The organism is Streptomyces sp. NPDC044064 (assembly GCF_056434245.1).
Window position 1 is genome coordinate 26,111 of record NZ_JBWKFN010000025.1, and the last position, 21,460, is coordinate 47,570.

Genomic DNA, 21,460 nt, shown 5'->3' on the forward strand with positions numbered 1-21,460 from the left:
GGCGCGGGGTCGGGCGGTCCCGGATGGGGCGGTGACCGCGGGGGATGGCCGGAGCGCGCCATCCTAGGCCCGGAACAGCACCCCTGACCAGCGCTTCCGGGGACGTATCCGGCACGAGGGCGCGGACCCGAGGGGGCACGTCTTCGGCATTGTCAGTGCCGTGGTGTGCAATGGATCTCGTGCCCGCACTGGAAGAACCACTGAAGAAGGTGCTCGGCCCCGCCACCGCGAAGGTGATGGCCGAGCACCTCGGCCTGCAGACCGTCGGCGACCTGCTGCACCACTACCCGCGCAGATACGAGGAGCGCGGCCAGCTCACACACCTCGCCGACCTCCCCATGGACGAACACGTCACGGTGGTCGCCCAGGTCGCCGACGCCCGCCTGCACTCCTTCGCCTCCGCCAAGGCCCCGCGCGGCAAGGGCCAGCGCCTGGAGGTCACCATCACGGACGGCAGCGGCCGGCTGCAACTGGTCTTCTTCGGCAACGGCGTTCACAAGCCCCACAAGGAGCTGCTGCCGGGCACCCGCGCGATGTTCGCGGGCAAGGTCTCCGTCTTCAACCGCCGTCTCCAACTCGCCCACCCCGCCTACGAGCTGCTGCGCGGCGAGGGCGACGAGACCGTCGAGACCTGGGCCGGCGCCCTGATCCCCATCTACCCGGCGACCGCCAAGCTGGAGTCCTGGAAGATCGGCAAGGCCGTCCAGACCGTGCTGCCCAGCGCCCAGGAGGCCCTCGACCCGCTGCCGCCCGCCCTGCGGGAGGGCCGGGGCCTGGTCACCCTCCCCGAGGCCCTGCTCAAGATCCACCGCCCGCACACCAAGGCCGACATCGCCGACGCCCGCGCCCGGCTCAAGTGGGACGAGGCCTTCGTCCTCCAGGTCGCCCTGGCCCGCCGCCGCCACGCCGACGCCCAACTCCCGGCCGTGCCGCGCAGACCGAAGCCCGACGGCATCCTCACGGCCTTCGACGACCGCCTGCCCTTCACCCTCACCGAGGGCCAGCAGAAGGTCTCCAGGGAGATCTTCGACGACCTGGCGACGGAGCATCCGATGCACCGGCTGCTCCAGGGGGAAGTCGGATCGGGAAAGACCCTGGTCGCGCTCCGCGCCATGCTCGCCGTCGTCGACGCGGGCGGGCAGGCCGCCATGCTCGCGCCCACCGAGGTCCTCGCCCAGCAGCACCACCGGTCGGTCGTCGAGATGATGGGCGAGCTGGCCGAGGGCGGCATGCTGGGCGGCGCCGAGCACGCCACCAAGGTCGTGCTTCTCACCGGTTCCATGGGTGCCGCCGCACGCCGTCGGGCGCTGCTCGATCTCGTCACCGCGGACGCCGGGATCGTGATCGGCACACACGCCCTGATCGAGGACAAGGTGCAGTTCCACGACCTCGGCCTGGTCGTCGTCGACGAACAGCACCGCTTCGGCGTGGAACAGCGCGACGCCCTGCGCGGCAAGGGCAAGCAGCCCCCGCATCTGCTGGTCATGACGGCCACCCCCATCCCGCGCACGGTCGCGATGACCGTCTTCGGCGACCTGGAGACCTCCGTCCTGGACCAGCTCCCGGCCGGCCGCTCCCCGATCGCCACCCATGTGGTCCCCGCCGCCGACAAGCCGCACTTCCTGGCCCGCGCCTGGGAGCGGGTGCGCGAGGAGGTGGAGAACGGCCATCAGGCGTACGTCGTCTGCCCCCGGATCGGCGACGACGTCGACGAGGCGGCAGACCAGAAGAGGACGACGAAGTCCCCGGAGGACGAGGCCGAGAAGCGCCCGCCCCTGGCCGTCCTCGACGTGGCCGACCACCTGGCCAAGGGCCCACTCCAGGGCCTCGGGGTGGAAGTCCTGCACGGCCGTATGCACCCCGACGACAAGGACGCGGTCATGCGCCGCTTCACCGCGGGCGAGACCGACGTCCTGGTCGCCACCACGGTCATCGAGGTCGGTGTGAACGTCCCCAACGCCACCGCCATGGTGATCATGGACGCCGACCGCTTCGGCGTCTCCCAGCTCCACCAGCTCCGCGGCCGCGTGGGCCGGGGCTCGGCCCCCGGCCTGTGCCTGCTGGTCACCGAGATGCCCGAGGCCAGCGCCGCCCGCCAGCGCCTGAACGCCGTGGCCTCCACCCTCGACGGCTTCGAACTCTCCCGTATCGACCTGGAACAGCGCCGCGAGGGCGACGTCCTCGGCCAGGCCCAGTCCGGCGCCCGCACCAGCCTCCGCGTCCTGGCGGTCATCGAGGACGAGGAGGTCATCGCCGAGGCGAGGGGAGAGGCGGCGGCAGTCGTGGCCGCAGACCCGGAGCTGACCGGCCTCCCCGCCCTGCGCACGGCCCTGGACGCCCTTCTGGACGAGGAGCGGGAGCAGTACCTGGAAAAGGGCTAGAGGCGAGTACTCAGGCGCGCTGACCGTATCGGTGTGCGGCTCCGCCGCGGGGCGCGGTCGGCCCCCACGGACCGTCAGCGCGCGACGGCGGCACGGCCCCACCCTCTTTCGCCTGCCAGACTGAACCGTAAAGAAGCCCACACAGAAGGACCCCCAATGACCCGCGTGATCGCCGGCGCAGCCGGCGGACGCCGCCTGGCCGTCCCGCCAGGGACAGGCACCCGGCCGACATCAGACCGCGCACGCGAGGGCCTCTTCTCCACCTGGCAGTCCCTCCTCGGCGGCCCGCTGGACGGCGAACGGGTCCTCGACCTCTACGCCGGCTCCGGCGCCGTGGGCCTGGAGGCGCTGTCCCGGGGCGCGAGTCACACCCTCCTGGTCGAGGCGGACGCCCGCGCGGCGAAGATCGTCCGCGAGAACGTGAAGAACCTGGGCCTTCCCGGCGCAGAGGTGAGGGCGGGCAAAGCGGAACAGATCATCAGGACCGCACCCCCGGCGGAGCCGTACGACCTCGTCTTCCTGGACCCCCCGTACGCCGTCGGGGACGACGATCTTCGGGAGATTCTGCTCACACTCCGCTCGGAGGGCTGGCTCACCGGGGAAGCCCTCGTCACCGTGGAGCGCAGCACCAGAGGCGGTGAATTCCACTGGCCGGACGGCTTCGAGGCCCTCCGGTCCCGTCGCTACGGCGAGGGAACGTTTTGGTACGGTCGCGCCGCCTCTACGTGCGAAGACGCACGATGACCGGACCGGAGAGCGAGGGATCACAAGTGCGCCGCGCCGTCTGTCCCGGGTCGTTCGACCCGATCACCAACGGACACCTCGACATCATCGCCCGCGCTTCCCGTCTGTATGACGAGGTCTACGTCGCGGTGATGATCAACAAGTCCAAGAAGGGCCTGTTCGAGATCGACGAGCGGATCGAGCTGATCCGCGAGGTCACGGCCGAGTACGGCAACGTGATCGTCGAGTCCTTCCACGGCCTCCTCGTCGACTACTGCAAGCAGCGCGACATCCCGGCCATCGTCAAGGGCCTGCGTGCGGTCAGCGACTTCGACTACGAACTCCAGATGGCCCAGATGAACATCGGCCTCACGGGAGTCGAGACGCTGTTCGTGCCGACCAACCCGACCTACAGCTTCCTGTCCTCCTCGCTCGTCAAGGAGGTCGCGGCCTGGGGCGGCGACGTCTCCCACCTGGTGCCGCCCCCCGTCCTCGAGGCCCTCAACGCGCGTCTGCGCAAGGACTGAACGGGCTACAGTCGTCCCGTCCGTCTCCAACACAGCTGTAGAGAGTGGCGAGCACAGGTGGACGTCCAGAAGAAGCTCGACGAGATCGTCTCCATGGTCTCCGGCGCCCGGTCCATGCCCATGTCGGCGTCGTGCGTGGTCAATCGCGCCGAGCTGCTCGCGATGCTCGAAGAGGTGCGCCAGGCACTGCCCGGCTCCCTCGCCCAGGCGCAGGAGCTGATCGGCGACCGCGAGCAGATGGTCGAGCAGGCTCGCCAGGAGGCCGAGCGGATCATCGGGAACGCGCACGCCGAACGCGGCTCGCTGATCTCCGACACCGAGATCGCCCGGCGCTCCCAGGCCGAGGGCGACCGGATCCTCGGCGAGGCCCGCACGGAGGCCGAGGAGGTCCGCGCCGAGGCCGACGACTACGTCGACTCCAAGCTCGCCAACTTCGAGGTCGTCCTCACCAAGACCCTCGGCTCGGTCGGCCGCGGCCGCGAGAAACTGCTCGGCACCGGGCCCGGCCTGGACGAGAACGGCTACGAGGACGAGGACGCCCCCGAGCGCAGCCAGGACCCCGAGACCCTGCGCCACAACGCGGACGCCTACGTCGACGCCAAGCTGGGCGCCTTCGAGGCGGTCCTCGCCAAGACCCTGGAGGCCGTCGGCCGCGGCCGGCAGAAGCTGCACGGCCGGATCGCCACGGACGACCTCGGCGCGCTCGCCGACGACAACACGACGTTCCAGCACTCCAGCGACGCCGACTACCTCGCCGACCTCGCGGCCCTCGCCGACACCCCGGCCGAGCGCCCGGCCCAGCCCGTGCAGCCGCCGCAGCCGTCGTACGAGCCGCAGCCTGCCTACGGCTACCAGCAGCAGCCGGACCCGTACGCGGGCTTCCCGCAGCAGCCCGACTACGCCCAGCAGGACCCGTACGGCTATCAGCAGGCCGATCCGTACGCCGCCGCCTCCGGCTACGCCCCGGCGGACGGTGCCCCCTACCAGGGCTACGAGGCCCAGCAGGCCGCCTACGAGCCCCAGCAGCCTCAGCAGCAGCCCCAGTCGCAGCAGGGCTACGCTCTCGACGAGACGAGCCTCTTCGACACGAGCATGATCAGTGCGGAGCAGCTGCGCGCCTACGAGCAGGGCCGGGGCCTGTAGGACCTGTCCGCCGGACCGTGGCGAGGCACCGGATTGGGCCCTGAGCGAAAGGTCCAGTATCCTGGCTCTTCGGTCGCGCGTACGTCCGCGATCGACGCTGCCCGAGAACACCGACGGGTGGCGTCCCTCCGAGTTCGAAGATCGAAAGCAGGAATGGCTTCCAACGCCCGCCTCGACCACCGCAACCCCCTCGTGTTCGACACGCACGAGCTGGGTCGGCGTCCTGGCGCGCTGCAGCGCCTGACCCGCGAGATCGACGCTCCCGCGGATCTCGGTGTCCCGGGAGTCATCGGAGTGCCGGAAGGCGTTCCGCTGGAGCTCGAACTCCGACTCGAGTCGGTCATGGACGGGGTGCTCGTCACAGGCACCGCCCGTGCACAGGCCGAGGGGGAGTGCGTAAGGTGTCTGGAGCCGGTCGAGCTGGAGCTCGAAGCGGACTTCCAGGAGCTGTTCTCGTACCCTGACGCCGACGACCGGGGCCGTGTGATCGCGGAACCGGGCGACGACGCCGAGGACGACGAGGACAGGTTCTTCCTCGAGGACGGACTTTTCGACCTCGAACCTCTGCTGCGCGATGCGGTGGTGCTCGCACTGCCGATGCAGCCGGTGTGTCAGGACGACTGCCCCGGTCTGTGCTCCGAGTGCGGAGCGCGGCTCGTGGACGCCCCGGACCACCACCACGACGCCGTCGACATCCGTTGGGCGGCTTTGCAGGGACTCGCCGGTTCACTCGGAGACGGCGAGAAGGACGAGATGAGCGGCGGCGCGCTTCCTTCAGCGCACGCCGACGAGAAGCAGGAGAAGTAGCCGTGGCTGTTCCGAAGCGGAAGATGTCGCGCAGCAACACGCGCCACCGCCGGTCGCAGTGGAAGGCTGCGGTCCCCACCCTGGTTGCGTGCGAGCGCTGCCACGAGCCCAAGCAGCAGCACATTGCGTGCCCGTCTTGCGGCACCTACAACAAGCGCCAGGTCCTCGAAGTCTGAGCGGGCTGGTGAGAGGCACTGTGTCCAGTCCCAAGAAGGCGGAAGACGCCAAGGCGGACGCGCCCGCCAAGAAGAAGGCGGACAACACGGCCTCGTCCCACACGCTTCTGGAAGGGCGGCTCGGCTACCAGCTCGAGTCCGCCCTTCTGGTGCGTGCGCTGACCCACCGTTCCTACGCGTACGAGAACGGCGGTCTGCCGACGAACGAGCGGCTGGAGTTCCTCGGGGACTCCGTGCTCGGCCTCGTCGTCACGGACACGCTGTACCGCACCCACCCCGACCTTCCGGAGGGCCAGCTGGCCAAGCTCCGGGCCGCGGTGGTCAACTCGCGTGCGCTGGCGGAAGTGGGTCGCGGCCTCGACCTGGGCGCCTTCATCCGGCTCGGCCGGGGTGAAGAGGGCACGGGCGGCCGGGACAAGGCGTCCATTCTCGCCGACACCCTTGAAGCGGTGATCGGCGCGGTCTATCTCGATCAGGGCCTCGACGCGGCGTCCGAGCTGGTTCACCGGCTCTTCGACCCGCTGATCGAGAAGTCCTCGAACCTCGGAGCCGGCCTGGACTGGAAGACCAGTCTCCAGGAGCTCACCGCGATCGAGGGGCTCGGCGTGCCCGAGTACCTGGTCACGGAGACCGGCCCCGACCACGAGAAGACCTTCACTGCTGCTGCCCGCGTCGGAGGCGTCTCGTACGGCACCGGCACCGGCCGCAGCAAGAAGGAGGCGGAGCAGCAGGCCGCCGAGTCCGCCTGGCGGTCCATCCGGGCCGCGGCGGACGAGCGTGCCAAGGAGGCTGCGAAGGACGACGCGTCGTCCACCACCGCCTGACGTACAAGAGCACAGCACCGAGCGCCCGTCCGAAGCCTGGCTCCGGGCGGGCGCTCGGTTCATCCACTGTCCGTACGGGGGTCCAGATGCCCGAGTTGCCCGAGGTCGAGGTCGTCCGGCGGGGTCTTGCGCGGTGGGTCGCCCATCGCACCGTCGCCGACGTCGAGGTGCTCCACCCGCGCGCCGTGCGCCGGCACATCGCGGGCGGCGACGACTTCGCGCACCGCCTCAAGGGCCAGCACATCGGCACCCCCAGCCGGCGCGGCAAGTATCTGTGGCTGCCGCTGGAGGAGACGAACCAGTCCGTCCTGGCCCACCTCGGCATGAGCGGCCAGCTGCTGGTGCAGCCGCACGAGGCGCCGGACGAGAAGCATCTGCGCATCCGCGTCCGCTTCGCCGACTCCCTGGGCACCGAGCTGCGCTTCGTGGACCAGCGCACCTTCGGCGGCCTCTCGCTGCACGACAACACCCCCGAGGGACTGCCCGACGTCATCGCGCACATCGCCCGCGACCCCCTCGACCCGCTGTTCGGCGACGAGGCCTTCCATCTGGCCCTGCGGCGCAAGCGGACCACCATCAAGCGGGCCCTGCTGGACCAGTCGCTGATCAGCGGCGTCGGGAACATCTACGCGGACGAGGCCCTGTGGCGCGCCCGCATCCACTACGAGCGCCCCACGGCCAACTTCACCCGCCCGGTCACGACGGAACTGCTCGGCCACGTCCGCGACGTGATGAACGCGGCCCTCGCCGTCGGTGGCACCAGCTTCGACAGCCTGTACGTCAACGTCAACGGCGAGTCGGGCTACTTCGACCGGTCCCTGGACGCGTACGGCCGTGAGGGCCTGCCCTGCAAACGGTGCGGCACCCCCATGCGCCGCCGCCCCTGGATGAACCGGTCCAGCTACTTCTGTCCGAAGTGCCAGCGGCCTCCGCGCCAGGGCTGAACGAAACCCCCGTGCGCTGCCCGACGGCGGCGACGGGGACTGAATCCCGGTCGGGCTACGACGGCTGCCGGGCGTCGTACGCCTCGCGGGCCGCGAGGACGTCGTCCATCGAGCCCTCCACACAGTGGATGAGGGCGAGCAGCCGCTCGGCGACCCGGTGGCCCAGGGGCGTCAGGTAGTAGTCCACGCGGGGCGGGTTGGTCGGCTGGGCCTCACGGTGCACCAGGCCGTCGCGCTCCAGCGCGTGCAGGGTCTGGGACAGCATCTTCTCGCTCACACCGTCGACGCGGCGGCGCAGCTCGTTGAAGCGCAGCGAGCCCTCTTGCAGCGCGCCGAGCGTCAGGCCGCCCCAGCGGCCCGTGACGTGCTCCAGCGTGCCGCGCGACGGGCAGGCCTTGGCGAACACGTTGTACGCGAGGTCGTCCTGATCCTGGGTCATGCCTGTCATGGGGCAAGCGTACGCGAGCGCAGCGCTAACCACCCGGTTGCACTATCCAGAAGTTAGTGCTTTCCTGTGGTTACCGCTTATGAGCTGCCTGTTCGGGCTGTTCGAGCGCTTGGCTTGCCTAAGAGGAGCAATCATCGTGACCACCCCCGTTGTGTCCATCGCTTACCACTCCGGCTACGGCCACACCGCCGTGCTCGCCGAGGCCGTCCGCGCCGGTGCCGCTGAGGCCGGTGCCGAGGTGCACCTGATCAAGGTGGACGAGATCACCGACGAGCAGTGGGAGACCCTGGACCGTTCCGACGCGATCGTCTTCGGTTCGCCCACCTACATGGGTACCGCCTCCGGCGCCTTCCACGTCTTCGCCGAGGCGTCCTCCAAGCGCTGGTTCGGCCAGGACTGGAAGGACAAGCTGGCGGCCGGCTTCACCAACTCCGGCTCCAAGAGCGGCGACAAGCTGCACACCCTGCAGTTCTTCCAGATCCTCGCGGCCCAGCACGGCATGAACTGGGTCAACCTCGGCCTGCACCCGGGCTGGAACAACAGCGAGGGCTCCGAGCACGACCTCAACCGCCTCGGAGTCTTCGCGGGCGCGGCCGCCCAGACCAACGTGGACGAGGGCCCCGAGGGCGTGCACAAGGCCGACGTGGCCACGGCCGAGCACCTGGGCCGCCGGGTGACGGAGACGGCGAAGGTGTTCGCACTGGGCCGCGCCGCCGCGTAAGGGCTCGGCGCAGCAGCCGAAGAAGTGCAGGGCCGGGGCTCCGACCTGCGACCGTGCACTCGATCAACGCTGCGACCTGCGACTTGGCTGTCGGTGGTCGTCAGCGTTGGTCGTCGTTGGCGGCTGGGGCCGGTCGGTCGACGAAATAGCCGAACTCGCCGCGTGTGATGTCGGTCGTCGCGAGGTGGCGGATGGCCATCTCGTCTCCGGGTTCGCCGACATTCGGCACAGGGCCGGCCGGCAGGAAGTGCGCGTTGATCTCGCAACCTCCGAGATACCGGGCTCCGGAGCTCGGAGCCAGAGGCCGCGCCCACCTCTCCATCCTCTGCACGGAATCCGGGGTGTGCCATTCAAGGGGCGGCCGGAGCAGGTCGGCGATCATCGGCCGTGGTGTGTTCTGCCGTGCCGGCGGTGGCTCGGTCCAGATTTTTCGGACCCAGGCGGTCTGCGGATGTCGAGAACGTGCCACCGGCTCCGTCCCGGGGGCATCATCGGCCACCACCGGCCGCACGAGGAAGAAGGAGAAGCCGCCATGGCGATTCAGCGGATGGACAACGTCGGCATCGTCGTCGAGGACATGGATGCCGCCATCGCGTTCTTCGTGGAACTCGGTATGGAGCTGGAGGGCAGGGCGGAGGTCGAGGGCCCCTTCGCCGACCAGTGCACCGGACTCGACGGCGTCCGCTGTGACATCGCGATGGTCCGGACCCCGGACGGTCACGGCCGGCTCGAGCTGGCGAAATACCGCAGCCCCGCGGTGATCAGCGCGGGGCCGCGCGACCGGCCGCACAACATTCTGGGCACGCACCGCGTCATGTTCGCCGTCGACGACATCGAGGACACCGTTGCCCGCCTGCGCCCGCACGGCGCCGAACTCGTCGGCGAGATCGCCCGGTTCGAGGACAGTTGTCTGCTCTGCTACCTCCGCGGCCCGGAGGGCATCATCGTCGGACTGGCCGAGCAGCTGAGCTGAGAAGGTTTCTCAGTAGCCGAAGTCCTGCGTCCACCAGGGGCCGTCCGACCCGAAGTGCACGCCGACTCCGAGGGTCTTGAAGTCGCAGTTCAGGATGTTGGCGCGGTGGCCGGGGCTGTCCATCCAGGCCTGCATCACGGCCGCCGCGTCCGCCTGGCCGCGGGCTATGTTCTCGCCGCCGAGGCCGGTGATGCCCGCCTTCGCGGCCCGGTCCCACGGGGTGGCCCCGTCCGGGTCCGTGTGGTCGAAGAAGTCGCGTGCGGCCATGTCGCCGCTGAACGCCTCGGCCAGCCCGGTCAGCGAGGAGTTCGCCGACAGCGCGCTGCACCCGACCTTCGCCCGCTCCTCGTTGACGAGCTTCAGCACCTCCGCCTCGGCGGCGGCCTGGGCCGACACCGTCACGGGCGCGGAGGACGCCGTCGGCGCCTTGGGTCCCTTGTGTGAGGGGGTGTGCTTCGGCTTGCCGGCCGGCTTCGGCTTTTTCGACGGCTTCTTCGTCGGGGCGGCGGAGGCCGAGGCGGACTCGGTGGGGGAGGCGGACGCGGACGGGGTCGGCGCCGTCGAGGGCGCGGTGCCACGGCCGGCGGGCGCGCCGCCGACCGGGCTGTCCGCGCTGCCCGAGGTGCCGCCCTGCTCGGTGGTGGTGTTGCTGGGGGAGTCCGCGGCCTGTACCCGTTCGCCGCCGGTGGTGTGCGAACCGCCGCCGAGCTGGTAGTGCTGCAGGCCCGGCACCGCACCCGTGGTCACCGCGACCGTGCCGAGGGCGACGGCGGCGGAGACTCCGAGCAGTCCCGTGCGCACCGGCTTCGCGACCCTCTTGCGGTGCCGGTGGCCCTGGGGCGGACCGCCGGCCGGGGTGAACCCACTGCCGCCGGCGGCGTCCCACGACGGCTCGCCGTACAGATAGGCCGTGCTCTTGGCGTTGGCCTCGGCGTACGCCTCAGGGTTCAGGTACGGCGCGATACCCATGGGGGCGCGGTCGCCCGCGTACGAGTTCAGCGGGTCTTCGCCGCCCGTGACGGGGCGGTTCGGGTGGGTGACCCCCGTGGCGCGGCCCGGGGCGGCGTGGCCGGCGGCGGAGCGTCGGTGGCGTCCCATGTCCTTGCCCTCTTCTCGTCTCGCGGAGTCGACCCGGCGCCCGGCGCCGCGGTGGCGATTGACCTCCGGTCAACCCAACTCACTCGATCTAGTGAGTTTCATATGAGATTCATTGGGTCGGGACGGTACCCCATACGGGTGGGGCGGGAAGTGTTCCGAGTGACTTTGGCCCGTTAGTTTGCACTCATGAGCGAGGATGTTCGACTGGTTGCCTGGGTCCGTGGACGTGTCCAAGGTGTGGGTTTTCGCTGGTTCACCCGGGCCAAGGCGCTGGAGATCGGCGGCCTGAGTGGTTTTGCTCTCAATCTGGGCGACGGCCGCGTCCAGGTGGTCGCGGAAGGGCCACGCCCGGGTTGCGAGGGACTGCTGGACTGGCTGGGGGGCGGCGACACGCCCGGACACGTGGACGGTGTCACCGAGATCTGGGACACACCCCGCGGCGGCTACGACGGCTTCGCCATCCGCTGACCCGATTCTGTAAAGCCCCGCAGGCCGGCCTGCGGCGATCTGCCCCGGGCACATGCCTGAAGCAGAAATGGGCTGGTGGTTGCCAAGAAGGGCGAGGCGTGGCAGGCTCCCCCGGAACAGCTGATCGTCACGCCCTGAGGGCCCCGCAGGAGCAGCAGCGCCGCCGTTCGAAGGCCGCGTGCCCCGGGTCTGCCCGCCAATACAGGGTGTGATCGTGTTGACCGTCAAACTTTTTGGTGAGACGCTGAAAGCCCCGCGCACCTTAGCTGTTTGGCATGTAAGAACGGCAGAGCAACACTCGAGTGTGTCAAGCACCGCGGGTGCGAATCCCTCACGACCCACACCGCATCGGTCGGTCACTCAGTGTGGAGGACCATCCATCATGGCAAAGGCGCTTCTCGGTTACGTCGGCGGCTCCGACCCTCGACTCCTCGCCGAGATGCGACGGCTGCAGCAGCGTGTCCAGGACCTGGAGTCCGAGCTCGGACGCATCCAGGCGGAGAACGACGCGCTGACGGCTGCCGCCTCTCAGGACAGGATCATGGAGAGCATCGACGCACACCAGGCGGAGCCTGCGCTCACCTGATCGCTGCATCAGCTCCACAACAGCAGTCGCAGCGGTTGGGCTGCCCGTAATCAACCGCACAGTTGTCAGACGGCTGAGACCCGGTCGTCAGAGTTGCAAGGGACGCTTCGGCGTCCCTTCTTTCTTGCTCTTTTCTTTCTTGCTCTTTCTTTCCCCCGCGCATCCTTTCACTGTCTTTAACGTCTGGTGTGCCCTGCATGTTCATTGGCGAAACCGTGGGGTTGCGAGTGTTCGTGGAGTGAGATAGCGGCGGAAGGTAGAGTCCAGCGCCGTGCACCTCAAGGCCCTGACCCTCCGCGGCTTCAAGTCGTTCGCCTCGGCGACCACGCTCCGGTTCGAGCCGGGTATCACGTGTGTCGTCGGCCCGAACGGCTCGGGCAAGTCCAACGTCGTGGACGCGCTCAGCTGGGTCATGGGCGAGCAGGGCGCCAAGTCGCTGCGCGGCGGCAAGATGGAGGACGTCATCTTCGCCGGCACCACCGGCCGCCCGCCGCTGGGCCGCGCCGAGGTGTCCCTGACCATCGACAACTCCGACGGGGCGCTGCCCATCGAGTACGCCGAGGTCACCATCACGCGGATCATGTTCCGCAACGGCGGCAGCGAGTACCAGATCAACGGCGACACCTGCCGTCTCCTGGACATCCAGGACCTCCTCTCCGACTCCGGAATCGGCCGCGAGATGCATGTCATCGTCGGCCAGGGCCAGCTCGACTCCGTCCTGCACGCGGACCCGATGGGCCGCCGCGCCTTCATCGAGGAGGCCGCGGGTGTGCTCAAGCACCGCAAGCGCAAGGAGAAGGCGCTGCGGAAGCTGGACGCGATGCAGGCCAACCTCGCGCGCGTGCAGGACCTCACCGACGAACTGCGCCGCCAGCTCAAGCCGCTCGGCCGCCAGGCCGCGGTGGCCCGCCGGGCCGCCGTCATCCAGGCCGACCTCCGTGACGCGCGTCTGCGCCTGCTCGCCGACGACCTCGTACGACTGCGCGAGGCCCTGAAGACCGAGATCGCCGACGAGGCGGCCCTGAAGGAGCGCAGGGAAGCCGCCGAGCAGGAGCTGAAAAAGGCGCTCCAGCGGGAGGCCCTGCTGGAGGACGAGGTACGGCAGCTCACGCCGCGCCTCCAGCGCGCCCAGCAGACCTGGTACGAGCTCTCCCAGCTGGCCGAGCGGGTGCGCGGCACGATCTCGCTGGCCGACGCCCGGGTGAAGAGCGCCACCTCCGCACCCCCCGAGGAGCGGCGCGGCCGCGACCCCGAGGACATGGAGCGCGAGGCCGCCCGCATCCGTGAGCAGGAGGCCGAGCTGGAGGCGGCCCTGGAGGCGGCCGAGCGGGCCCTGGAGGACACGGTCGCGCACCGCGCCGAACTGGAGCGGGAGCTGGCCGTCGAGGAGCGGCGCCTGAAGGACGTGGCCCGCGCGATCGCCGACCGCCGTGAGGGTCTGGCCCGCCTCAACGGCCAGGTCAACGCGGCCCGTTCGCGAGCCGCCGCCGCCCAGTCCGAGATCGACCGGCTGGCCGCCGCCCGCGACGAGGCACAGGAGCGTGCCGTCACCGCCCAGGAGGAGTACGAGGCCCTCAAGGCCGAGGTCGACGGCCTCGACGCCGGCGACGCGGACCTGGCCGAGCAGCACGAGGCGGCGAAGCGGCAGCTCGCCGAGGCCGAGTCCGCGTCGAACGCGGCCCGCGAGGCGGCCACCGCGGCCGAACGCAGGCGTGCCGCGACCCAGGCCCGCCACGAGGCGCTGGCGCTGGGCCTCAGGCGCAAGGACGGCACCGGGATACTGCTGGGCGCCCGGGACCGCCTGGCCGGACTCCTCGGCCCGGCAGCGGAACTGCTGACCGTGACCCCGGGCTACGAGGTTCCCCTGGCCGCGGCCTTCGGTGCGGCGGCCGACGCCATCGCCGTGACGACACCGGCGTCCGCGGCCGAGGCGATCCGGCTCCTGCGCAAGCAGGACGGTGGGCGCGCGGCGCTGCTGCTGGCGGGGGCGCCGGAGGAAACCGGCAGCGGGACAGTGCCCCGAGAGGGCGCGGTGAACTCCGCGACCGGCCGCGACGAACCCGCGGACGAGCAACTGCGCACCACGGCACCTCCCGCGGCGGACCTCGTCCGCGGCCCCGCCGAACTCATGCCCGCCGTACGCCGCCTGCTGCGCGGCATCGTCGTCGTGGGCACGCTCGAGGACGCCGAGGATCTCGTCTACGCCCACCCCGGGCTGACCGCCGTCACCGCCGAGGGCGACCTGCTCGGCGCGCACTTCGCGCACGGCGGGTCGGCCGGGGCGCCCAGTCTGCTGGAGGTACAGGCCTCCGTGGACGAGGCCGCGGCGGAGCTGGAAGAGCTGGCGGTGCGGTGCGAGCAGCTGGGCGAGGCGCAGCACACGGCGGCCGCGCGGCGCACCGAGGCCGCCGCGCTCGTGGAGGAGCTGGGGGAGCGGCGCCGGGCCGCCGACCGGGAGAAGTCGGCCGTGGCCCAGCAGCTGGGGCGGCTCGCCGGGCAGGCGCGCGGTGCGGCCGGGGAGGCCGAGCGGTCCACGGCGGCTGCGGCACGTGCCCAGGAGGCGCTCGACAAGGCCGTGCAGGACGCCGAAGAACTGGCCGAACGGCTGGCCGTCGCCGAGGAGATGCCGGTCGAGGAGGAGCCGGACACCTCGGTGCGGGACCGGCTCTCGGCCGACGGCGCCAATGCCCGGCAGACCGAGATGGAGGCCCGGCTCCAGGTCCGTACCCACGAGGAGCGGGTGAAGGGGCTCGCCGGGCGGGCCGATTCGCTGGACCGCGCAGCCCGCGCGGAGCGCGAGGCACGCGTGCGTGCCGAGCAGCGGCGGGCGAGGCTGCGGCACGAGGCGGCCGTCGCGGAGGCCGTCGCCTCCGGTGCACGCCAGCTGCTCGCGCACGTCGAGGTGTCCGTGGCCCGCGCCGAGCAGGAACGGGCCGCGGCCGAGGCCGCAAAGGCCGCGCGGGAGCGGGAGCTGGCCACCGCGCGTACCGACGGCCGCGACCTCAAGGCCGAGCTCGACAAGCTCACCGACTCCGTCCACCGCGGAGAGGTGCTCGGCGCCGAGAAGCGGCTGCGGATCGAGCAGCTGGAGACCAGGGCGCTGGAGGAGCTGGGCGTGGAGCCCGCGGGGCTCATGTCCGAGTACGGCCCCCATCAGCTCGTACCGCCGTCCCCGCCCGCCGAGGGCGAGGAGCTGCCGGAGGACCCCGAGCACCCGCGCAACCAGCCGAGGCGGTTCGTGCGCGGTGAGCAGGAGAAGCGGCTCAAGGCCGCCGAACGCGCCTACCAGCAGCTCGGCAAGGTGAACCCGCTCGCTCTGGAGGAGTTCGCCGCGCTGGAGGAGCGCCACAAGTTCCTCAGCGAGCAGCTCGAAGACCTGAAGAAGACCCGCGCCGACCTGCTCCAGGTGGTGAAGGAGGTCGACGAGCGCGTCGAGCAGGTCTTCACCGAGGCCTACCGGGACACCGCCCGCGAGTTCGAGGGCGTCTTCAGCCGGCTGTTCCCGGGCGGTGAGGGCCGGCTGATCCTGACCGACCCCGACAACATGCTCACCACGGGCGTCGACGTCGAGGCCCGCCCGCCGGGCAAGAAGGTCAAGCGGCTCTCCCTGCTGTCGGGCGGCGAGCGGTCGCTGACCGCGGTGGCGATGCTGGTGTCGATCTTCAAGGCCCGGCCGAGCCCGTTCTACGTCATGGACGAGGTCGAGGCCGCCCTGGACGACACCAACCTCCAGCGGCTGATCCGGATCATGCAGGAGCTGCAGGAGTCCTCGCAGCTGATCGTGATCACGCACCAGAAGCGCACGATGGAGGTCGCCGACGCGCTCTACGGCGTGTCCATGCAGGGCGACGGCGTGTCGAAGGTCATCTCTCAGCGCCTCCGTTAGGCAAGCCCCTCAAGATCAACTGACTCTATGTTCACTTCTTGAACACAGAGTTCCTTAGGGCTATCTCAAAACTCACAGCAGATGAACTATTGACTTCGAAACTTGAAGGCATAGTCTCTGCAACGTTGCTTTTACCTTCAGGTGTCACCACCTGAGAGGGCTCACCCCCCACCCGGCAGCGTTGCCGTGGCCCGAGGAGTTTTTCCGTGACCAGCACAGCGCAGGCACCTCAGCAAGGAGCCAGGACGGCTCACCCCGAGCACCTCGGGCACGTCATCTTCATCGCGGCGGCGGCCGCGATGGGCGGCTTCCTGTTCGGTTACGACAGCTCCGTGATCAACGGCGCCGTCGAGGCAATCCGCGACCGCTACGACATCGGTTCCGCGGCCCTCGCCCAGGTCATCGCCATCGCCCTGATCGGCTGTGCCGTCGGCGCCGCGACCGCCGGCCGCATCGCCGACCGGATCGGCCGTATCCGCGTGATGCAGATAGCCGCCCTGCTGTTCACGGTCAGCGCCGTCGGCTCGGCCCTGCCCTTCTCGCTGTGGGACTTCGCTCTCTGGCGCGTCGTCGGCGGCTTCGCCATCGGCATGGCCTCGGTCATCGGCCCCGCCTACATAGCCGAGGTCGCTCCGCCGGCGTACCGCGGCCGCCTCGGCTCCTTCCAGCAGGCCGCGATCGTCATCGGCATCGCCATCTCGCAGCTGGTCAACTGGGGCCTGCTCAATGCCGCAGGCGGCGACCAGCGCGGCAAGCTGATGGGCCTGGAGGCCTGGCAGGTCATGCTCGGCGTGATGGTCGTACCGGCCGTGCTGTACGGCCTGCTCTCCTTCGCGATCCCCGAGTCCCCGCGCTTCCTCATCTCCGCCGGCAAGCGTGACCGCGCCCGCGAGATCCTCGCCGAGGTCGAGGGTGAGCACCGCGACCTGGACGCCCGCGTCGCCGAGATCGAGCAGGCGATGAACAGCGAGCACAAGTCCACGTTCAAGGACCTGCTCGGCGGTGGCTTCTTCTTCAAGCCGATCGTCTGGATCGGTATCGGCCTCTCGGTCTTCCAGCAGTTCGTCGGCATCAACGTCGCGTTCTACTACTCCTCGACGCTGTGGCAGTCGGTCGGTGTCGACCCGACGGACTCGTTCTTCTACTCCTTCACGACGTCGATCATCAACATCGTCGGCACCGTGATCGCGATGATCTTCGTGGACCGCGTCGGCCGCAGGCCGCTCGCGCTCATCGGCTCGGTCGGCATGGCCGTCGGCCTGGCCCTGGAGGCCTGGGCGTTCTCCCACCACCTGGTCGACGGCAGGCTGCCCGCGACGCAGGGCTGGATCGCCCTGGTCGCCGCCCACGTCTTCGTCCTCTTCTTCGCCCTGTCCTGGGGTGTGGTCGTCTGGGTCATGCTCGGCGAGATGTTCCCGAACAAGATCCGCGCCGCCGCCCTGGGTGTGGCAGCCGCCGCGCAGTGGATCGCCAACTGGGCCATCACCGCGAGCTTCCCGTCGCTGGCCGACTGGAACCTGGCCGGCACCTACGTGATCTACACGGTCTTCGCCGCGCTCTCCATCCCGTTCGTCCTGAAGTTCGTCAAGGAGACGAAGGGCAAGGCGCTGGAGGAGATGGGCTAGGCCCCACAGTCCCGAGGAGACGGGCCAAGTCCCCGCTGCCCGGCTCCTCGTACCGTCCGTCGCCCCCGCTCGGCCACTGCCCGAGCGGGGGCGACGGTGTCATGTCCGCACGTCCTCGGCCGGCCCGGGCAGGAAGCGGGCCGGGCGACCGCACGAGCGGTGAACCCCCGGACCGTCGTACGCCACGACGCGAAGCCGCCGGACCGACCGCGCCGGACCACCCTTTCGTCGCCCGGAGCTCAGCCGCCCAGCTCCGGAAGCACCCGCTCGGCGAACAACCGCAGGCTGCGCCACCCCTCCTCCACCGGCATCCCGCCCGCCAGCGGATGCAGGACGAGACTGTCCAGACCCTGCGCCACGCACTGCTCCGGCGTGAGGATCCGGTACACGCCCTCGGCGCGCAGCTCCTCGACCGTCGTGGCCGCCGACCGCACCGCCGAGCGGATGTCGCCGGACTGCCAGGAGGCGTAGGTGCGGGCCTCGTGCAGGAAGTGCCCGCCGTACTCGGACCACGCGCGGTCCGGGTCCTCGGCGAGGTGCAGCAGCGGGGTCTCGGCCGCCGGCATCATCGTCCAGCCCTCGGTGCCGAACACGGTGAGCTGCTCCTTGTAGTACGCCTCCAGCTCCGGCAGATGCGCGCTCGGGAAGAACGGCAGACCGAGCCGGGCGGCCCGACGGGCGGCGGCCTTCGAGGAGCCGCCGACCAGCAGCAGGGGGTGCGGATCGGTGTACGGGCGCGGGGTGAGCCGTACCGTACGGCCCCGGTACGTGAACTCCTCGCCGGTCCACGCCTTCAGCAGGGTCTCGAGCAGCTCGTCCTGCAGCCGGCCGCGCCGCTTCCAGTCCACGTCGAACAGGGCGTACTCCTCGGGCCGGTAGCCGATCCCGGCCACCGTCACCAGCCGTCCGCCGCTGAGCAGATCCAGTACGGCGATCTCCTCGGCCAGCCGCAGCGGATCGTGCAGCGGGCCGATCACCGCCGACACCGTCACCGCGATGTTCCGGGTCGCCCCGAAGACCGCGCCGGCGAAGGCGAACGGCGACGGCAGCCAGTTGTTGTCGGCGCCGTGGTGCTCCTCGGTCTGGACGGTGGTGATCCCGTGCTCGTCCGCGTACGCGGCCATCTCCAGGGCGGCCCGGTAGCGGGCGGCGAGGGAGGCGGGGGCGGCGCCGGGAGCGACGAGGTTGAAACGCACGACCGTGACGGGCATGGGAAGTCCCCCTCCGGTACAGCTCGGTGGAGGGGGACGTTAGCTGACGGAGCGTCAGACAGCCAGGGGCTCGGCCTCCTCGGCCTCCTCGGTCGCCTCCGCCGTCCGCGGTGTGACCACCGCCGGCTTCGGCAGGGCCAGGTACAGCAGTCCGGAGATCACGATCGTGGCGACCCAGCCGAGGCCGTACTCGCCGATGACGTTGTTCTTCGCCAGCGGGCCGGTGAACCAGTCCGAGGTGGTGAACATCAGGCCCGCCGCCAGGCCGGTCGCCCAGGCGGCCACCGCGGCCGGGGAGAAACCGCCCCGGTACCAGTAGGCGCTGGTGCGGGTGGTGTCCGTCATGGCCGCGCCGTCGTACTCGGTCCGGCGGAGCATGTCCGCGCCGAACACGCCGACCCACGCGGAGAACGCCACCGCGAGCAGGGAGAGGAAGGCGATGAAGGAACCCAGGAAGCTGGTCGCCACCAGCATCAGCACCCCGCCGAAGACCAGCGAGATCACGGCGTTGACCGAGACCGCCCAGTGCCGGGGCACCTTGATGCCGAGGGTCTGTGCGGTGAAGCCCGCCGAGTACATCGACATGGAGTTGATCAGCAGCATGCCGATCAGCGCGATCAGCAGGTACGGCACCGCGATCCAGGTCGGCAGGATCTCGCCGAGGAAGGAGACGGGGTCGGAGGCCGAGGCCAGGTCGGGGGTGGAGACCGCCATCACCGCGCCCATCAGCACCATCGGCAGCACGACGATGCCGGCGCCGCCCACCGCCGTGCCCACGATCGCCTTCGACGACGCCGTGCGCGGCAGGTAGCGGGTGAAGTCGGGTGCCGACGGGATCCAGCTGACGCCACCCGCCGCGATCATGCCGATACCGGTGATCACGGCGGCCGTGGAACCGGCGCTGTGGTCCATCACCTTCGACCAGTCGGTGTTCACGGTCAGGTACACCAGCACCAGCACCGAGAAGACGCCGAAGAAGTAGGTCGCGTACTTGTTGCACTTCTGGACGGCGTTGATGCCCAGCCCGGAGATCGCGAAGGTGGTGACCACGAACGCCAGCAGCATCACCATGTCCAGCACGCTGTTGGCCCTGATGCCGAATCCGATGTCCAGGATGGTGAGCATCGCGTAGGCGCCGGTCACCGCGTTGATCGTCTCCCAGCCCCAGCGGGCGACCCAGATCAGCGAACCGGGCAGCAGATTGCCGCGCTGCCCGAACACCGCGCGCGACAGCGCCATGCCCGGCGCCCCGCCGCGCTTGCCCGCGATGCCGATCAGCCCGACCAGACCGTACGACACGACCGGCGCGGCGACCGCGACGACGAGCGCCTGCCAGATGTTCAGGTGGTACGCCACCACCAGGCTCGCGCCCATCGTGAGCAGCAGCACGCTGATGTTGGCGCCGACCCAGGTCGGGAACAGCTCGCGGGTTCGCGCGGTGCGCTCGTGGTCGGGTACCTGCTCGATGCCGCGGGTCTCGAGAGCGCCTTCGGTCTCGGCTGTCTTGCTCATGAAAGACGGTGCCCTAAGGGTGGGGGACAGGGGACGTGGGGACTCTACGCGCGTTGATGGAGCCGGTGCCATCGTACTTTGATCTGAGTCATGCCTTAAAGAGGCCTTTGTCCCTCGGAGGAAGCGACAAGCAGGGTTCCGCCGTAACCCATGGCTGATACTGGACGGGTTATGGAAACCGTCATCCTTGCTGTAGTCATCGCCGTGGTCGTGCTCGGCGCGCTCGGCGGGCTCATCGTCGGCAGCCGGCGCAGGAAGCCGCTGCCCCCGCCACCGCCCGCCGCACCCGACATCACCGCGCCCCCGGCCGAGCCGCACGTCGGCGACGAGGCCGAGACGCCGCGCGACGAACCGCGCCGGACGATCGAGGAGGTGGACCTCCCCGGCGGCTCGGCACCGGTCGCCGTGGAGGAGCCCCCCACTGTCGAGGCTCCCGAGATCGAGATCCCGGAGCCCACCGCCGGGCGGCTGGTCCGCCTGCGCACCCGCCTGTCCCGCTCGCAGAACGCCCTCGGCAAGGGCCTGCTCACGCTGCTGTCCCGCGAGCACCTCGACGAAGACACCTGGGAGGAGGTCGAGGACACGCTGCTCACCGCCGACGTCGGCGTGCAGCCCACGCAGGAGCTGGTCGAGCGGCTGCGCGAGCGCGTGAAGGTGCTCGGCACCCGCACCCCGGAGGAGCTGCGCGGCCTGCTGCGCGAAGAGCTGCTCAAGCTCGTCGGCACCGACGTCGACCGCACGGTCAAGACCGAGCCCGAAGACCGCAAGCCCGGCATCGTGATGGTCGTCGGCGTCAATGGCACCGGCAAGACCACCACCACCGGCAAGCTCGCCCGCGTCCTGGTCGCCGACGGCCGTACCGTCGTCCTCGGCGCCGCCGACACCTTCCGTGCCGCCGCCGCCGACCAGCTGCAGACCTGGGGCGAGCGCGTCGGCGCGTACACCGTGCGCGGGCCGGAGGCCGGTGACCCCGCTTCCGTCGCCTTCGACGCGGTCAAGGAAGGCAAGGAGATGGGGGTCGACGTCGTCCTCATCGACACCGCAGGGCGCCTGCACACCAAGACCGGCCTCATGGACGAGCTGGGCAAGGTCAAGCGCGTGGTCGAGAAGCACGCGCCGCTGGACGAGGTGCTGCTCGTCCTCGACGCCACCACCGGCCAGAACGGTCTGGTGCAGGCCCGGGTGTTCGCCGAGGTCGTCGACATCACCGGCATCGTGCTGACCAAGCTGGACGGCACGGCCAAGGGCGGCATCGTGGTCGCGGTCCAGCGCGAGCTGGGCGTGCCGGTCAAGCTGATCGGCCTCGGCGAGGGCGCCGACGACCTGGCGCCGTTCGAGCCGGAGGCGTTCGTGGATGCCCTCATCGGTGACTGACCGACGGGGGTAAAAATACCCCCCCGGCGGCGC

At 70.3% G+C, this 21,460-nt stretch carries 20 protein-coding genes; 15 read left to right on the forward strand and 5 right to left on the reverse strand.

What is annotated here, in order from left to right; genetic code table 11:
* Positions 1 to 170 precede the first annotated feature (170 nt).
* The 8 genes from recG (at position 171) to mutM (ending at position 7,525) form a co-directional block, all read left to right on the forward strand.
* Positions 171 to 2,381, forward strand: a complete 2,211-nt coding sequence (gene recG / locus AC07DS_RS33115) for an ATP-dependent DNA helicase RecG (protein WP_479151318.1) — start codon at positions 171 to 173, stop codon at positions 2,379 to 2,381.
* 156 nt (positions 2,382 to 2,537) lie between these two features.
* On the forward strand, positions 2,538 to 3,125 hold the full coding sequence (gene rsmD / locus AC07DS_RS33120) for a 16S rRNA (guanine(966)-N(2))-methyltransferase RsmD (RefSeq protein WP_479151320.1): 588 nt from the start codon (positions 2,538 to 2,540) through the stop codon (positions 3,123 to 3,125).
* 26 nt (positions 3,126 to 3,151) lie between these two features.
* Positions 3,152 to 3,631, forward strand: a complete 480-nt coding sequence (coaD, locus tag AC07DS_RS33125; protein ID WP_186581722.1) for a pantetheine-phosphate adenylyltransferase — start codon at positions 3,152 to 3,154, stop codon at positions 3,629 to 3,631.
* Positions 3,632 to 3,688: 57 nt separating this feature from the next.
* A complete protein-coding gene (locus tag AC07DS_RS33130; RefSeq protein WP_479151322.1) occupies positions 3,689 to 4,774 on the forward strand; it encodes an ATP synthase subunit B family protein in 1,086 nt (361 codons plus the stop codon).
* A gap of 153 nt (positions 4,775 to 4,927) precedes the next feature.
* Positions 4,928 to 5,581, forward strand: coding sequence for a YceD family protein (locus AC07DS_RS33135; RefSeq protein WP_479151324.1), 654 nt, complete (start codon positions 4,928 to 4,930; stop codon positions 5,579 to 5,581).
* Between the two features lie 2 nt (positions 5,582 to 5,583).
* Positions 5,584 to 5,757 (forward strand): 50S ribosomal protein L32, encoded by a 174-nt coding sequence (gene rpmF / locus AC07DS_RS33140; RefSeq protein ID WP_003951102.1) that lies wholly within the window; start codon positions 5,584 to 5,586, stop codon positions 5,755 to 5,757.
* 8 nt (positions 5,758 to 5,765) lie between these two features.
* On the forward strand, positions 5,766 to 6,581 hold the full coding sequence (rnc, locus tag AC07DS_RS33145; protein ID WP_468815903.1) for a ribonuclease III: 816 nt from the start codon (positions 5,766 to 5,768) through the stop codon (positions 6,579 to 6,581).
* Between the two features lie 86 nt (positions 6,582 to 6,667).
* Positions 6,668 to 7,525, forward strand: coding sequence for a bifunctional DNA-formamidopyrimidine glycosylase/DNA-(apurinic or apyrimidinic site) lyase (gene mutM / locus AC07DS_RS33150; protein ID WP_479151326.1), 858 nt, complete (start codon positions 6,668 to 6,670; stop codon positions 7,523 to 7,525).
* A gap of 55 nt (positions 7,526 to 7,580) precedes the next feature.
* Here mutM and AC07DS_RS33155 read toward each other — a convergent pair whose 3' ends face one another.
* Positions 7,581 to 7,973, reverse strand: coding sequence for a winged helix-turn-helix transcriptional regulator (locus tag AC07DS_RS33155; protein ID WP_479151328.1), 393 nt, complete (start codon positions 7,971 to 7,973; stop codon positions 7,581 to 7,583).
* 136 nt (positions 7,974 to 8,109) lie between these two features.
* On the opposite strand from AC07DS_RS33155, the gene AC07DS_RS33160 reads away from it, so the two are divergent.
* A complete protein-coding gene (locus AC07DS_RS33160) occupies positions 8,110 to 8,694 on the forward strand; it encodes a flavodoxin family protein (RefSeq protein WP_145883450.1) in 585 nt (194 codons plus the stop codon).
* A 100-nt stretch (positions 8,695 to 8,794) separates the two neighbouring features.
* On the opposite strand, the gene AC07DS_RS33165 is transcribed toward AC07DS_RS33160, so the two are convergent.
* On the reverse strand, positions 8,795 to 9,076 hold the full coding sequence (locus AC07DS_RS33165) for a hypothetical protein (RefSeq protein WP_479151331.1): 282 nt from the start codon (positions 9,074 to 9,076) through the stop codon (positions 8,795 to 8,797).
* Between the two features lie 150 nt (positions 9,077 to 9,226).
* Here AC07DS_RS33165 and AC07DS_RS33170 point away from each other — a divergent pair, with 150 nt between their 5' ends.
* Positions 9,227 to 9,667, forward strand: coding sequence for a VOC family protein (locus AC07DS_RS33170; protein WP_479151333.1), 441 nt, complete (start codon positions 9,227 to 9,229; stop codon positions 9,665 to 9,667).
* Between the two features lie 9 nt (positions 9,668 to 9,676).
* On the opposite strand, the gene AC07DS_RS33175 is transcribed toward AC07DS_RS33170, so the two are convergent.
* The gene (locus tag AC07DS_RS33175; protein WP_479151335.1) at positions 9,677 to 10,765 is read right to left on the reverse strand and encodes a CAP domain-containing protein; all 1,089 of its coding nucleotides are present in this window, start codon (positions 10,763 to 10,765) and stop codon (positions 9,677 to 9,679) included.
* 186 nt (positions 10,766 to 10,951) lie between these two features.
* On the opposite strand from AC07DS_RS33175, the gene AC07DS_RS33180 reads away from it, so the two are divergent.
* The 4 genes from AC07DS_RS33180 to AC07DS_RS33195 all read left to right on the forward strand — a co-directional run bounded on the left by AC07DS_RS33180 (position 10,952) and on the right by AC07DS_RS33195 (position 17,330).
* Positions 10,952 to 11,233 carry an acylphosphatase gene (locus tag AC07DS_RS33180; RefSeq protein ID WP_145883447.1) on the forward strand — a complete coding sequence of 94 codons (282 nt, stop codon included), beginning with the start codon at positions 10,952 to 10,954 and terminating at the stop codon, positions 11,231 to 11,233.
* A 382-nt stretch (positions 11,234 to 11,615) separates the two neighbouring features.
* Positions 11,616 to 11,819, forward strand: a complete 204-nt coding sequence (locus AC07DS_RS33185; protein ID WP_067004905.1) for a hypothetical protein — start codon at positions 11,616 to 11,618, stop codon at positions 11,817 to 11,819.
* A 271-nt stretch (positions 11,820 to 12,090) separates the two neighbouring features.
* Positions 12,091 to 15,705 (forward strand): chromosome segregation protein SMC, encoded by a 3,615-nt coding sequence (gene smc, locus AC07DS_RS33190; protein ID WP_479151339.1) that lies wholly within the window; start codon positions 12,091 to 12,093, stop codon positions 15,703 to 15,705.
* Between the two features lie 206 nt (positions 15,706 to 15,911).
* Complete coding sequence (locus AC07DS_RS33195; RefSeq protein WP_479151341.1) at positions 15,912 to 17,330, forward strand: sugar porter family MFS transporter; 1,419 nt, start codon at positions 15,912 to 15,914, stop codon at positions 17,328 to 17,330.
* A gap of 239 nt (positions 17,331 to 17,569) precedes the next feature.
* Here AC07DS_RS33195 and AC07DS_RS33200 read toward each other — a convergent pair whose 3' ends face one another.
* Positions 17,570 to 18,541, reverse strand: coding sequence for an LLM class flavin-dependent oxidoreductase (locus AC07DS_RS33200; RefSeq protein WP_145883444.1), 972 nt, complete (start codon positions 18,539 to 18,541; stop codon positions 17,570 to 17,572).
* A 54-nt stretch (positions 18,542 to 18,595) separates the two neighbouring features.
* Positions 18,596 to 20,053, reverse strand: coding sequence for a cytosine permease (locus tag AC07DS_RS33205; protein WP_479151343.1), 1,458 nt, complete (start codon positions 20,051 to 20,053; stop codon positions 18,596 to 18,598).
* A 171-nt stretch (positions 20,054 to 20,224) separates the two neighbouring features.
* Between AC07DS_RS33205 and ftsY the strand changes: the two genes are divergently transcribed.
* Positions 20,225 to 21,427 carry a signal recognition particle-docking protein FtsY gene (ftsY, locus tag AC07DS_RS33210; RefSeq protein ID WP_145883442.1) on the forward strand — a complete coding sequence of 401 codons (1,203 nt, stop codon included), beginning with the start codon at positions 20,225 to 20,227 and terminating at the stop codon, positions 21,425 to 21,427.
* Positions 21,428 to 21,460: the final 33 nt, after the last annotated feature.

Bases quoted from the DNA above. Each gene is read 5' to 3' on its own strand.
- recG (WP_479151318.1), top strand. From the start codon at position 171: ATGGATCTCGTGCCCGCACTGGAAGAACCACTGAAGAAGGTGCTCGGC.
- rsmD (WP_479151320.1), top strand. From the start codon at position 2,538: ATGACCCGCGTGATCGCCGGCGCAGCCGGCGGACGCCGCCTGGCCGTC.
- AC07DS_RS33135 (WP_479151324.1), top strand. From the start codon at position 4,928: ATGGCTTCCAACGCCCGCCTCGACCACCGCAACCCCCTCGTGTTCGAC.
- mutM (WP_479151326.1), top strand. From the start codon at position 6,668: ATGCCCGAGTTGCCCGAGGTCGAGGTCGTCCGGCGGGGTCTTGCGCGG.
- AC07DS_RS33155 (WP_479151328.1), bottom strand. From the start codon at position 7,973: ATGACAGGCATGACCCAGGATCAGGACGACCTCGCGTACAACGTGTTC.
- AC07DS_RS33165 (WP_479151331.1), bottom strand. From the start codon at position 9,076: ATGATCGCCGACCTGCTCCGGCCGCCCCTTGAATGGCACACCCCGGAT.
- AC07DS_RS33170 (WP_479151333.1), top strand. From the start codon at position 9,227: ATGGCGATTCAGCGGATGGACAACGTCGGCATCGTCGTCGAGGACATG.
- AC07DS_RS33175 (WP_479151335.1), bottom strand. From the start codon at position 10,765: ATGGGACGCCACCGACGCTCCGCCGCCGGCCACGCCGCCCCGGGCCGC.
- AC07DS_RS33180 (WP_145883447.1), top strand. From the start codon at position 10,952: ATGAGCGAGGATGTTCGACTGGTTGCCTGGGTCCGTGGACGTGTCCAA.
- AC07DS_RS33185 (WP_067004905.1), top strand. From the start codon at position 11,616: ATGGCAAAGGCGCTTCTCGGTTACGTCGGCGGCTCCGACCCTCGACTC.
- AC07DS_RS33200 (WP_145883444.1), bottom strand. From the start codon at position 18,541: ATGCCCGTCACGGTCGTGCGTTTCAACCTCGTCGCTCCCGGCGCCGCC.
- AC07DS_RS33205 (WP_479151343.1), bottom strand. From the start codon at position 20,053: ATGAGCAAGACAGCCGAGACCGAAGGCGCTCTCGAGACCCGCGGCATC.
- ftsY (WP_145883442.1), top strand. From the start codon at position 20,225: ATGGAAACCGTCATCCTTGCTGTAGTCATCGCCGTGGTCGTGCTCGGC.